The 12,902-nt window shown below is 58.9% G+C and carries 8 protein-coding genes; 5 read left to right on the top strand and 3 right to left on the bottom strand.

Going from position 1 to position 12,902, the window contains the following annotated elements; genetic code table 11:
- Positions 1 to 18 precede the first annotated feature (18 nt).
- Positions 19 to 462 (bottom strand): host attachment protein, encoded by a 444-nt coding sequence (locus CHN51_RS13050; protein WP_100094413.1) that lies wholly within the window; start codon positions 460 to 462, stop codon positions 19 to 21.
- A 174-nt stretch (positions 463 to 636) separates the two neighbouring features.
- Here CHN51_RS13050 and CHN51_RS13055 point away from each other — a divergent pair, with 174 nt between their 5' ends.
- Entirely contained in the window at positions 637 to 1,233 is a 597-nt protein-coding gene (locus tag CHN51_RS13055; protein WP_100095628.1) for a hypothetical protein, read from the top strand.
- Positions 1,234 to 1,377: 144 nt separating this feature from the next.
- Here the strand turns inward: CHN51_RS13055 and CHN51_RS13060 are convergent, their stop codons facing one another.
- A complete protein-coding gene (locus CHN51_RS13060) occupies positions 1,378 to 2,019 on the bottom strand; it encodes a murein L,D-transpeptidase catalytic domain family protein (RefSeq protein ID WP_100094414.1) in 642 nt (213 codons plus the stop codon).
- An 88-nt stretch (positions 2,020 to 2,107) separates the two neighbouring features.
- Between CHN51_RS13060 and CHN51_RS13065 the strand changes: the two genes are divergently transcribed.
- The 4 genes from CHN51_RS13065 (at position 2,108) to CHN51_RS13080 (ending at position 9,741) form a co-directional block, all read left to right on the top strand.
- Positions 2,108 to 3,277 (top strand): L,D-transpeptidase family protein, encoded by a 1,170-nt coding sequence (locus CHN51_RS13065; RefSeq protein WP_100094415.1) that lies wholly within the window; start codon positions 2,108 to 2,110, stop codon positions 3,275 to 3,277.
- Between the two features lie 312 nt (positions 3,278 to 3,589).
- On the top strand, positions 3,590 to 4,921 hold the full coding sequence (locus CHN51_RS13070; protein WP_100094416.1) for a surface lipoprotein assembly modifier: 1,332 nt from the start codon (positions 3,590 to 3,592) through the stop codon (positions 4,919 to 4,921).
- 29 nt (positions 4,922 to 4,950) lie between these two features.
- Positions 4,951 to 8,664, top strand: coding sequence for a hypothetical protein (locus tag CHN51_RS13075; RefSeq protein WP_100094417.1), 3,714 nt, complete (start codon positions 4,951 to 4,953; stop codon positions 8,662 to 8,664).
- A gap of 183 nt (positions 8,665 to 8,847) precedes the next feature.
- The gene (locus tag CHN51_RS13080) at positions 8,848 to 9,741 is read left to right on the top strand and encodes an SH3 domain-containing protein (RefSeq protein ID WP_240616722.1); all 894 of its coding nucleotides are present in this window, start codon (positions 8,848 to 8,850) and stop codon (positions 9,739 to 9,741) included.
- A gap of 75 nt (positions 9,742 to 9,816) precedes the next feature.
- Here CHN51_RS13080 and CHN51_RS13085 read toward each other — a convergent pair whose 3' ends face one another.
- Positions 9,817 to 12,714: a CHAT domain-containing tetratricopeptide repeat protein gene (locus tag CHN51_RS13085; protein WP_100094419.1), complete on the bottom strand. Its 2,898-nt coding sequence runs from the start codon at positions 12,712 to 12,714 to the stop codon at positions 9,817 to 9,819.
- Positions 12,715 to 12,902 lie beyond the last annotated feature (188 nt).

A 12,902-nucleotide genomic window follows, 5' to 3' on the forward strand; every position in this document is an offset into this window, starting at 1 on the left:
ACTGGGGAGCCGCTGCCCTCAAACTTCATGCTTGGCGAGCATTTTAGCGAGCGGTTCGGCTGCATCCGGTCCAAAGTCCTTCGGGATTTCTGCGAGCAATCGCGCGCTGGTTTCCGGCCCCAGATGTTTCCGGATGACGCCCAGGGCGCGCGGCGCGGCGACCAGTATGACGCCTTCTTTCGATCCCGACATGATCTGTTCGATTCTTTGCGTTATATCGGTCACGAACCGGTCTTCTTCCTGCTGTTGCAGATCGGTCTGTTCATGGGCTCCGCGGTTGGGAGACTTGCTCTGAAAACTGCGCCCCGGTCTGTCGGTACCAAGTTCCGAAGTGCGCAACGAAGGATTTTTATGTTCCTCGATCAGTTCCAGCACCGGTTCGAAGGCTTCCCCGATATTCTTGAACATTGTCATCCGGGACCCGTCCACGGCGATCACCCTGCTATCCTTGCGCACCAGCATTTCATTCTCCCGTCAGCTTATTGACTGAAGACTGTCTAGGAGGCGCTCTTGCTGGCGGCGATAGGTATTGTTACGGACCGGTCTTACGAACAATTACGTAAAGACAATCCGGCCATAGTCTCCGAAAATCGCATGGATTCGGCCGCATTTGCGGCGCCATCAGGAGGACCGACCATGAGGGATCACCCGAATATCATCAAAGCTGTGGCGAATACAGGCGCGTTGCTCTTGACCCTGTTGCTGCTCGCCTGTGCGACCGCGACCCCTTATCAGCCTCAAATCGCGGGACAGCGGGTCTCCGGCGGTTATTCAGAAGATCGTATCGACGACAACCATTATCGTGTCAGATTTGCCGGCAATACGCTGACTTCGCGCGATACGGTGGAGGGCTATCTCCTGTACCGGGCCGCGGAGCTCACGGTCCAGAGTGGCTATGACTGGTTCCGGATAACCGACCATACAACCGAAACCGACCGGCACACCTATGTCGAGCATTTCCCCCGCTACGAGCCCTATTACGGGTCTCTCTATCTGAACTGGCGTCCGCACTGGCGCTATTATCGCAGCGGCGTCTGGTCGACCTGGCATCCCTATGGCCGCGATCCATTCTGGTCCTTTGACACGGATGTGCGGACAGTAGAGCGGTTCGAAGCCGAAGCGGACATCGTGATGCGCCGGGGGCCGATGCCCGCCAACGCAGCGCGCGCTTTTGATGCCCGCAAGGTTATGGCCGACCTCGGACCTTCGATCAAATGGCCTGAAGAGAAATAAAAAAACCGCGAGCCGCTGATCGCGCGAGAACGACGTGCAGACGATAAACGCGAATGGGTCGGCTGTAATTTTGCCGGGCCTGTACCGCTAGCGTCAGAGAATTTTCTGCTGCCGGGCTAGACGGTGGGGCTTGCTAGGTGGTCGTTAGACCTTGTCGGCATAAAGCAACCGGCCGGGTCCCAGACGCTCCAATATGACCGGGAGATCGCTTTCGGAAAAGGCAAAGCACCCCTGACTGCGGCCCAGCTTGCCGTGGGACTCTACCATTTCCGGTTCCGCATACCAGGCACCGTGGATCACGATAGCGCGCGGTTCGGCCATATTGTTGGTCGGGTCGAGACCCTTCAGCCGACGGGATGTGCCATGTTTGCCAACATAGCTTTCACTGGTCATATAGCTGCCGCCGGAAGAGGCTTCGGATCCCGGAATATTGGAAAATTCCTGCAGCCAGCCCGTATGCCTCGGGTCGGAACCCTTGCCATGGGCCACCAGAAAGGACTGGATATTACCGCTTGCCATGTCGACAATGTGGAAACGTTCCTTGGCGGAGTGCAGAGAATAGTCGGCAATTCCGATCCTGTCGGTCTGCAATAATGATGATTGATGCGCGACCATTGCCGCCTTGGCGCGTTCGATCAGCGTCAGAGGGCCGGCACGGGGAGAGATTTCTGGAGCGGCCGGTAGTGGCGTCTCAATCTTGCTGGCGGCCTGCGACCGGGTACTCAGCCCATATGCGGCGCCGGTAATGCCAACCAGACTGGCGGTAATAAAATGTCGTCTGTTCATCCTCTGTGCATAGCATATTTTTCCTGTACCCAGGATTAAGTATCAATACTTATTGTTATACTCGCCAATAGGCTGGAGAGGGAACATCATGAGAATATTTACAGCAATTCTGGGCGGATTTCTGCTTTCTGCCACGGTCATGGCGCAGACCGTCGGCCAGCAAACGGAGGGCGGGAGTGATCACCTGATCTGGACCGAACCGCAAATCGCCCAACTGCAGCAGCTGGTTGATGCGCGTGCTTCTGACGGGCTGGAAAACTGTACCATTAGCGATTTCAGTCAGCCAAATTCCGCCACTGATCCCTATCGGCGATCGCGGCTTGCTACGATCGCGGCCAATGAGCTGATGCGGGCCTATCTTGAAGGATGTGCTCCCGCTTCGGCCCGGGTAAAGTGGCACATCCGTAGCGATGACCGTCTCATCGACACGCAGCAACTGCTGATGAAAGCGCTGCTTCGCGACGATCTGACCAGCTATTTCGACGCCCTTCGCCCTCGCAGCCCGCATTACAAGGCGCTGCGCGCAGCCTATGTGACCGAAATTGACGCGGAAAAGCGTGCGGCATTGGCGGTGAATATGGAGCGCTGGCGCTGGATGCGGCTGGTTATGGGCGAGAAATATCTGCTGGTAAATGCCGCCAGTTTCGAAGTCACCCTTTGGGAAAATAACCGGAAGCTCAAGAGCTGGCCGGTCATTGTGGGTAAGACCAAATCCCCGACGCCGGTTTTTGAAGCCACGGTCAGCGGCGTGATCCTCAATCCCTGGTGGGAAATTCCGACATCGATTGTTGCTGAGGGTATCGGGTCTCTGGTGCGCAACAATCCGGCTGCAGCGCGGCGCAAAGGCTATGTCGTCCAGAATGGCCGCTATCGCCAGCGCCCCGGACCGGGCAATGCGCTCGGGCAGATGAAGCTGGTGATGCCCAATCCCTACAGCGTCTATCTGCATGACACTCCGAACAAGAATCTGTTTTCGGAACCGGTGCGTACCTTCAGCCACGGCTGTATCCGGGTGGGGGGTGCTATCGATCTGGACAAGACCCTGCTCGAGGGAGTCGTGACGCCAGAGCAGATTGACGAAATATTGGCGAGCCGGGAAACGACACGATTGTCACTTGCCAAGGCGATCCCGATCTACATTGCCTATTTTACCGCGGAAGGAGCGGACGACGGCAGTATCCGCTATTTTCCCGATGTTTATAAACGGGATGATTTGAAGCTGGCACAGAGCGAACCCCGCATGGATTGCGCTGCATAGCGATATGGAGCGTGACGTTGAAAATCTTCCCTCCGTTATAATTTGGCAAAAGATCTCCCGGCCCGAATGACGATGGCCTGATCGGGACCCCGCCGCCGCACTCCGGGCAGGGTCCGAGGCCATTGAGTTGATCAGACCGACGCAAGGCGCCGGAGGCAACCCGTCTATTGCCGGGAGCGGGACGGCAAAACCGCATCCCGTTCTCCTCTGGATAACCGTCTTTGTCATCTTTCTATCTGCGCTTGTAACAAGCCTATGGCGCGCCGCTGTCCTATCCGATGTTCATATCCAATGAATTGACAGGGGGCCTGAATGCGCTTTTCCAAAACCGTCGCGATATCCACCATCGCCTTGCACAGCTGCTTGATCGCGCTCGCTTCTGCGCCGGCTGCGGCGCAAAGCGATCCGCTTGTTCACAATGCCATGCAGCAACTGGGCGCAGGGCAGGCCGAAGCGGCCTATTCTGCACTGAAAGTTCAGGAAGGCGATCGCGCCGGAGAGCCGGATTATGATCTTGCGCTCGGTCTGGCGGCGCTGGAAAGCGGGCGCCCAGGTGAAGCGATCATCGCTTTTCAGCGGATATTGGCGCAGCAGCCGGACCATGCACGTGCTCAAGCCGAGCTTGCCCGTGCTTATGCTGTGGCCGGCGATATCGATACCGCGCGCGCGGAATTCGCAACCGTCCGCGGCGATCCTTCCATTCCCGACCCGGTCCGCAACCGCATCGATGGCCTGGTCCGGACACTGGATCAGCAGATCGCCGGCGGCCCTTCGGAAATTACCGGCTATCTCGATGTGGAAGGCGGCTATGACAGCAATATCAACACCGCGACCGACGCGATTTCAATTACTTTGCCGCTGTTCGCCTTTCTCGGTCCCGCGACGCTGAACGGCGCTGCGCGCGAACAGGATGCCGGATTTTACCAGATTCAGGGGGGGCTGTCCGGTTCCACTCCGTTGAGCCGGCAGACGCGGCTGTTCGGTTCGATACTCGGCAACTGGCGTGACAATGTCGACACGCGGTTTGTCGACCAGGCGTCGGCCGTCGGCACGGTCGGTATTGCCCACAGCCTTGCCAATGGTGATGTGGTGTCCCTGTCCGGGCAGGGGCAGAGATTCTGGCTCGGCCATCGCGGTTACCGCACCAGCGTCGGCGGCGACCTGCGCTATACCAAGCGCCTGTCGAACGATCGTGCTCTGTCGGTCAGCGGGCAATATTTCCGGCTCAACTACGACGGCAATCCGCTGCAGGACGCCGAGCGTTTTTCCGGCAGCATCACCTATGCCGATGACAGTCTCTACGGCGGTATTGGTGGCGGCAAGGAAGAAACCCGTCGCGCCGGAGCGGACCAGCTCAGCTATGGCTTCGTCAACGCACAGCTCGGCGGAGAGTTTGATCTCGGCGAAAAGGCTGCGATTATTGTCGGAGCAAGTGTCGAGCATCGGGATTATGACGCCAGCGATCCGCTCTTTCTGAAGGGCCGCCAGGATATGCAATATGATGCATCGCTGGGTGTCCGCTACAAATTTACCGACAGTCTGAGCGTCCGGCCCCGCGTCACCTACACGCGCAACGACAGCAATATCGGCCTGTACGACTATGACCGCTGGACCGCCTCCGTCGGCGTTCGGCTGAGCTTCTAACTTCAAAAGAATTTTCTGGGAGAAACATCATGACCCGTGACAATCAGAGAAATACCAACTTGCTGACCGATGTGAAGCTGGCCGGTGCCAGCGCATTGGTAACAACGCTCGCGGCCTTGCTCATACCCTGTTCTCCGGTCTGGGGCGCTGAACTGGTTTTTGCGTCCGCCGGTGCCGGTGGTCCGTCGGCGCAAAATGGCGGGGGTGAGCAGCAGGTTGCTTCGGGAACGGTGCAACTGAAGCTTGATGACGGGACAATGGTCAGCATTGTCGGGCCTGCCAGCTATTCTATCGGTTCCAACGGCCAACTCAGCATGACCAGTGGCAGCTTTACCGCTTCTGTTCCCAAGGGCGGGAATCCCGTGCCGATTCTGGCGGGCAATGGCAGCCAGATTTCCTTGCGCTCCGGCAGCAGTGCCAGTGGCCAAATCGCTGCCGACGGCAGCTTCTCCGGCTTTGCGCTCTCCGGCTCGATGCAGGTCAGCAGCAACGGACGCAGCCGCATTTTCAGTGCCGGCAGCGCTTTTCGTGCCAGCGCAGGATCGGGGCCTTCCGCGACCGTGAGCGTCGGTGTGCAACCCAATCGCAGCGGCGGCCAGACGGCATTCCAGCAGGTGCAGCAAGCCCAGAGGACAGCCGCGCAATATCTTGCAAATGCCAGCCAGACCAGTCCGTCATCGCTCGGTTTTGCCGGCGTGTCGCAAACCCAGAATTTTACGCCTGGTACCTTGCAGTCCGCGACCACGATCCCGCAGTTGCAGGCGCTTGTTCAGGCCCAGACCGGAGCCATTGATCCGGCGCTCGCTGTACAAATCATGCTCGATATTCTGGCGGCCAGCGCGAATGGTAATCTGGGAACTTATAGCGGTCTGACGCCCACCCAGATCCAGGCCTTTCTCTTTAACTTACAGACCTATGGAGTGCCTTCTTCGATTTCCCAGTTCCAGCTGGAGGAATTTCTGCGTGCGCTGGGCGCTGCCGGCTATACGGTCGGCGGCATTTCCGGCAGTGGACCGAGCTTCGGTTCGCTGGCGGATTTGCTGGCGCTGGTTTCATCCGGGGGCACGATCCCGCCGGGCGATCCGACGGTCCAGGCGCTGATCGATCTGCTGTTCGCCAATGCCTTTCCTCCGGGTATCGATCCGGACGAACTCGCGCGCCTGTTCCGGCTAGCCGGCTACACGGTTCCACCCCAGTTTGGCGGGAATACGGGCGGCGGCACTCCGACCCCGACGCCTACACATACCCCTCCTCCAGTGCTCGCCGCTTCCGATGGAGTGCGACCGGATGACAGTCAGGCGAATATCAATCTTGCCTTTGCCAAAATCACCGAAACGGGTCAGGCCAGCCCGGTCACACTGATGTTCGACGCGGGCGAATTTGTCGGCTACCGGTTGAGTAGCGGGCTCGAGATTAGGTTCAACGAGCGTGACGAGGTAGAAAAAGGTGGCGATCAGGGCATCATAGGCTGGTCTCGTCTGGCCGGTGGTACGAAAATCCTCGGCGCTCTCCGAGGCCCGAACAGCGGGGACCATTTCATATTCGGTCTTCCCTTGGTCAATGCGCCCAGTGGCGGCCTGCTGAACTATGATCTGATCGGTTACACCAGTCCGACGCTGCGCGATGACAGCGTCGCTCCGGGTGTGTTCAATGGAAAATTTTCCGTCAATTTCGGGACCGCGCAGATTCTGGCAGGCCTTGAAGCCAGCGTTTCCATCGCAGGCTCGCTCTATGAAATATCGTCGGCAGGCGGCGTGCTTGCACCAAGTATTTCGGTGCTGAGCGATGGCCGGTTCAATGGGACAATCGATCTGGAAGACGGTCTTGGCATCGCCTGTTCTGTTGGCGACTGCCGATTCATCTACAATGGTTTCCTCGCGGGAGACGGGGCCAGCCATGCCGGCTTCGCCTATACGATCCGTGATGATGCCCTGAATGTCACCAAATGGATCGATGGCAGCGCCGCCTTTGCCAAGGGCGGGAATAGCGGCGGCACGCCCAATCCGATCACCAAGACATTCCGCGGTGAGAAGATTGACGACGGTTTCGCTCAGCCGGTGGCCGGAAATTTCGCCTCGGCAATCGACGTGTCGACCAATTTCCTGACGCGTGGTGAGCAGCCGGCGGATGAAGGACGGGCTTTCCGGATTACCGGATATACGGATGGCGACCCGTCCAACAAGTCAGCCCTGTCGGAAGTCAGGGTCAAGGCAGGTGTCGGTGATGCTTTCCGCAGCATCGGCACCGCGAAAAATGTGGATAATGGTGCGCTCGGGGATGTGCTGGGCTGGACGCGCTGGGCCGACGGTGAATTCAGCAACATCAAGGGCGGCAAGCGGATATTGGAAGGAAACGAATCCATCAATTATATCTTTGGCGAGAATGTAACCGGTACGCTGCCGACTGGAAGAGCGGAATATGCCGTTGGCGGGGGTACCAGGCCGACACGGTTTGACGGAATGGGTGAGCCGGGAACATTTGAGGGTGAAATTGCGATAGATTTCGCGACGCTGAAAATGGGCTGGGACACGATCATCGGCATGGGCAATGACCGGTTCAACTTTCTTTCCGCGGGTGGACTGGACGATCTGTCGATCAGTGTGATCAATGCCGGTAACGGTGTCTATAATTTCAGGGGTGAGGGCACGGTCCTGTCCGAACTCGGACGTTGTGAAGGCTGCACCGGATCGGCCAGCGGCTTTCTCAGCGGCAAGGATGGCCGCTATGTCGGTTTCTCCTACGAAATTGGTACGGCTGACTATGGTGCCATTCACGGCGTGGCGGGTTTTGCACGGGCCGATCAGGCAGGCGAGCCGGTGGAAGTTACCCGGAATGAGCAGATCATCAACGGGCTTGGCAATCGCATGCAGACCGTCGGTTTCAGCGATGGCAGACTGAGCGAATATAGGGGGCTGGCCAACACATCGGGCAAGCGCGGTACAGCCGCTATCGTCGACTTTGGTACGGCAGCCGACGGGGTGATAAACTGGTCACGATGGGCAGGTGGAACCGCGACATTGTCGACGATCAACGGTGCTCGCGATTTCGACTATCCGGAAAATGGCGGCGTGCATTTCGTTTATGGCAGCGCTGCAACCAATCTGCCAACAGGCGGAACGATCATCTATGATCTGGTAGGTTCTACCTCTCCGACCTTGCGGGACGGGTCGCAATCGCCGGGCACATTTGACGGGCAACTCGCCATCGCGTTCGGTGCCACACCGAAGGTCGGACTGGAATTTGATGTGGGCATCGGCGGGTCATCATATGGCATAGCCACGACGGGTGGCGTTGCCGGCGCTGCAACCGATGGTCTGGTCATTTACACCGATACCAGCACGGGCTTTACTTATCATAGCTTTGCCAGTTTCAATGTCCCGGTCACTGGCGACGGACCGGTTTGCGCCAGTGGATGCAGTGCGACGATCGATGGCTTTCTCGCCGGCGAGACAGCCAGTCACGTCGGGGTCAATTACACGTTCGGAAGTTCCGCTTCGGGCCTGATCGTCGAGGGGGCTGCTGCGTTCGGCAAATCCGGATCAGCCGCCACGGCCAGCAATATAGCGGGCAGTGATTGGTCCACCTGGACCGGCGCCAACAGCCGGATCCCTGCTGATCTTGGTAACGCCTCCCGCATCGGGATCGCTCCGCGCAGCCAAGGACGGCCGGGCAGTGCGCTTAACCCCGGCGATGGCATCGCCGCTATCAGGGAACGGCTTGGTCCGAATTTTTCCTTCCACTAGTTGCCGGCGACACCGGGTCCGGCCCACCCTCTCACCTCCTCCGGAGAGAAGGCCTGACCCGGTTCTTCCTGCAGCGCCTGAATCTAACAGCGTCTGTCACGTCTCTAACACTATCTGTAACTGGCAAACGGGCCGGATTCCCGCCAGCTTCTGTTGGCAACTAGAGCAAGGGGAATGGAAATCATGACAAAGTTCAAACCAGTTTCAGCGATGATGACGGCCACCGCGATTATATCGATTGTCGCTTCCACGGCGCCAGCCGCCGCGAAAGACAATAGCGTCGAAGTGGTTAAATGCGACGCATCCCATGGAACCATCGCAATCACCGACGGCGACACCCAAGGCTGGAACAAATTCGGCCTGTCGAGCCCGCGCGGCATGCTGGGCGCGATCGTTCAGGAATCGGGATGTTTTACACTCCATACGGGAGCCGACGGCCAGCCGACCGACTATCTTCTATCCGCCATCGCCGGTTCCCAGGAAGAGGTGGACCAGACGATGAACGTCGCGAAGACGGCGCTGACCGAAGGGCTGGTCCGGTCCGGTGCAGCCACCACGGTGCTGAGCAAGGTTCCGATGGGCGGCGCGCTGGTGGGAATGTTCGGCGGCCTCGGCGGCAAAAAGAAGACGATCACCGCCGGCCTGCGACTGATGAATCCGGCCAATGGCCAGACGCTGATCGCCGGCAGTGGACAAAGCCGGAAATCGACCATCAAGATACTCGGCAGAAGCGACTGGGTAGCGGCCAGCCAGGGGCAGTTCGGGCAATATGGCAGTTCGAAAGACGGCAAGATGGTCACCAGCGCTTTCATCGAGGCCTTTAACGGACTGGCTTCGCAGGCCGGTGCGCTGGCGACGGTGCAGCAGGCTGCGGCTATCACTGCACCAGCGACCGCCAGTTACACGGTTGCCGTGGAGACCAAGATGCTGGCCAGTGCATCAGCCACTGCTCCGGAGGTCCGGGCCCTGCGTGCGGATACCGAATTGCTTCCAACCGGCAACAAGGCCGGCCTGTTTGTCGAAGTGACCGACAATTACGGCACGAAGGGGTGGGTTTCAGTCGAAGATCTGCGTTAATGCGACCCGAACGCAGGGACCTCGCTGATTGGGAAGGGCGTCCTCCACCCCGGAGGGCGCCCTTTCGCTTTGTCCTTAGTCGCCGATCAGAATGAACGGGGCCCAGACCGCCGGATGGGAGGCCCCCGGGACGCCGGGGTCAGCCATCAGATCAAGCTGCGCCCGCCGCAGGGCCTGGGCGCGATCCATACCGCCAGCAGCATTTTTTACGGTGTCCACGGTCAGCCGGGCAGCGGCATCATCGCGAACCCGCCAGTGCGAGAGAAGCAGCGATCGGGCGCCGGCATAGGCAAAGGATTTGGCCAGGCCCGAATAGGTGGGCGTTCCGACGCCTGCACCGGAAGCCGAGTTGCAGGCGGACAGGATCACCCAGTCGGCATCCAGGCGCAATTGCCCGATTTCCGAAGCGGTCAGCAGGCCGTCATCAGCACCGTCGTCGGTCTGCGGTGGCGTGAACACAAGGGCAGGTTCACCCAGTCCCCGCAATTCACCGTTGACCAGCCCGTGCGTCGCAAAAGCCAGAACGGAATAGGGCCGCAGGTCCATGGATTTGATCCGCGCTTCGGTTGCCGCATCGCCGGTGATCACGCTGGACAGATCCCGGCCGAGCGCTTCGCCGATATTTGTCAACTCCAGCGTGGCTGAGGGCAGGCTGGGAAGGTCGCGCACTTCGGCGACATCGACATTCCCGCTTCGCAACAGGCTGGCGAAGACGACGGGACCGTCTCTGGTTCCGGAAAGCGAAGGCGCGCCAAAGCCGGCAAAGCGGATGTCCCGTTTTCGTGAGACCGGAGGCTGGACAAGGTCACTTACGCTCATCGGATTGCTGACCGCGAAGCGCTTTATCAGCCATGCTATATCCGCGTCGGCCGTTTGTCCGCGGACCGGCTCCATGATCAGCAATGAGGCAGGAAGGGCCGCCAGAATACCGGCGCTGACCAGATGGATTTCCTGCTTGTCCTGCAAAAGAGTTTCGACTTCGGGCGGAAAATAATAGCGATAGAGGGCATGCGCGCTATCCATCGCGAAGGGTGTCGTTGAACCGCCATCCTGCGAAACGCTGTTGCGGATATCCAGTACCCACTGGTTGATTTGTCCGGGAGTGGCCGGTGTCTTCTGCCACAGATAATCGTCCCGGGTCACAGCTGTGACATAGACGCCATCCAGCGCGGGCGTCACCATCACCAACGGGGCGGATCCCAGCGCGGACTGCAGTTTCCCGAGGGCGACCGGTTCGGGCTTCGCCAATGCCCAATAGTCGGGGAGGGCGGTTTCGATCCTTGCGGACAAATCGGCAATGGCTTTGCTATTGTCTTCCCGTTCGGCAAGCAGGGCGGCCTGCCGTGGCTTGTCGCCTTCTGTCGTAGCCTTGGTGAAACCGGCATCGATTTTCTTGCCGTTCTGCACCAGGTCCTGCAGCCTTCGGACTTCGTCACCAAAGCCGGCTTTTTCGGCGATGGATCTGGCCGTCAGATTGCCCGACACGCTGCTCAGATCGGCAAACTGGGCGAGTTGCATGGCGTCAAAACTTTCGGCCATATTTCCCTCGCCGGCCATGATTCCGGCAAATCTGGCAAACTGGTCGGTCAGGCCCGTGTCATCCGCGAAATATTCTTCGATCGAGACCGCGCGATCCAGTATTTTCCCCCGGACTTCCCGATATGCCGCAATTGCCTCCGATGATTTGTTCTCCGGACGCCCCAACGCATTCGCCAGTTCGGTTCGCATCACCGCGAACTTGAATTTCTCGACCGCCGGAAATCTGGCAACCGCATCGTCCTGTTTTTCGATCGCGGACATGATGATATTGGCAGATTCGTAGTTCCGGTTCAGCAGATAATTGTTCAGCAGTTCCAGACGCAATTCGGCAACCGCAGGATGAGTGTCGGGGAGCGCGCTCTCGGTTAGTGACAGCGCCCTTTCAAGATAGGCCTGGCCCTCCTTCAATTGTCCCAGTCGGGTGCTGAGCAAGCCTGCCTTGGCAAGGCTGTTGCCGGTATAGCGGCTCTGGCTGTTGCCGGGACTGCTTTCGAAAATCCGTGCGGCCTCGTCGAACATGGCAACCTGGTCCAGGCTGGGTTCCGCTTTCGCCAGGCAGTCGGCAAGATTGGTCAGCGTGATCGCCGTATCCCGCTTGTCGCGACCGAGAATCTCGGTGCGCAGTTCGAGCGCACGGCGGAGCAAAGGTATCGCCTCGCCACAACGGCCCGCGCTGCTCAGGGCCGAGCCCAGATTGTTCAAAGCGCCGGCATAGACCGAATGGCGGTCGCCCAGCCGACTTTCGGCATATTGGGTGGCCAGACGGTTTTCCTTGAGCGACAGTTCGGTGTTGCCGGTGGCATTGACCACCGCGGCAAGAGACATCCAGTAGGTCACGGCCAGCGTATTGTCGGCGTCGGTGGGCTTCTCGATGGCCCGCGCGATGTCAACCGCCTGCCGGATTTCGGTCACCGCCGATTCATAGTCGCCCAGCCGGAATTTGGTGCTGCCGATATTGAACAGGGCCGCCGCGTAGCTGGAGCTGTCTGTCCCGTCCGTTTCCCGGCGGATATCCAGAACTTTCTGCTGGATCGCGAGCGCTTCTTCTGCCTTTCCGGTCATGCTTAGGACGACGCTGATATTGTTCAATATCGAGATCATCTGCTTGTGGGTGTTCAGATTGTCTGCTGCCAGCAGCTCTTCCGCCGCCCGGAAACTGGCGAGACTTTGATCGAAATCCTGAATATAGAAATGGGCGCCGCCCAAAGCACCCAATGCAGCCGCACGGGCCAGCGTGCCGACTTCCTTGTCGGCTTCCGCTTGCGCGATCATCGCCCGGATTTCTTCGATCGCGACTTTCGGTTGGCGCGAGACGTCGCGATCTACCAGCGCGATCATTCTGTCGTTGAGCGTCTCGTCATTTTCCGCATGCGCAATCCCGGGCAAAAACCCGGCGGAGAGCAATAGAGCCAGTTTCCAATATCTGAATGCCATGATGTGCAACCTCTTCCAACAATGCTGATTATCGCCCGGCCATTGCTGGCAAAGTCGAAACCGGTTTGCGCCCGGATCAATTCTATGAAAGAAATTGCATGTTTGCAAACTGTTGATGGCGCTTTTCTAACAGCATTTGTCACTGCATTATCTTGAGATGGCGATGCTATGGGTCTAGCCATGATTCA

Source organism: Sphingorhabdus sp. YGSMI21, from assembly GCF_002776575.1.
Lineage (GTDB): Bacteria > Pseudomonadota > Alphaproteobacteria > Sphingomonadales > Sphingomonadaceae > Parasphingorhabdus.

Excerpts from the sequence above, each read along its gene's own strand:
- CHN51_RS13065 (WP_100094415.1), top strand. The coding sequence starts at position 2,108 with ATGAGAATATTTACAGCAATTCTGGGCGGATTTCTGCTTTCTGCCACG.
- CHN51_RS13060 (WP_100094414.1), bottom strand. The coding sequence starts at position 2,019 with ATGAACAGACGACATTTTATTACCGCCAGTCTGGTTGGCATTACCGGC.
- CHN51_RS13075 (WP_100094417.1), top strand. The coding sequence starts at position 4,951 with ATGACCCGTGACAATCAGAGAAATACCAACTTGCTGACCGATGTGAAG.
- CHN51_RS13070 (WP_100094416.1), top strand. The coding sequence starts at position 3,590 with ATGCGCTTTTCCAAAACCGTCGCGATATCCACCATCGCCTTGCACAGC.
- CHN51_RS13050 (WP_100094413.1), bottom strand. The coding sequence starts at position 462 with ATGCTGGTGCGCAAGGATAGCAGGGTGATCGCCGTGGACGGGTCCCGG.
- CHN51_RS13085 (WP_100094419.1), bottom strand. The coding sequence starts at position 12,714 with ATGGCATTCAGATATTGGAAACTGGCTCTATTGCTCTCCGCCGGGTTT.
- CHN51_RS13055 (WP_100095628.1), top strand. The coding sequence starts at position 637 with ATGAGGGATCACCCGAATATCATCAAAGCTGTGGCGAATACAGGCGCG.
- CHN51_RS13080 (WP_240616722.1), top strand. The coding sequence starts at position 8,848 with ATGACAAAGTTCAAACCAGTTTCAGCGATGATGACGGCCACCGCGATT.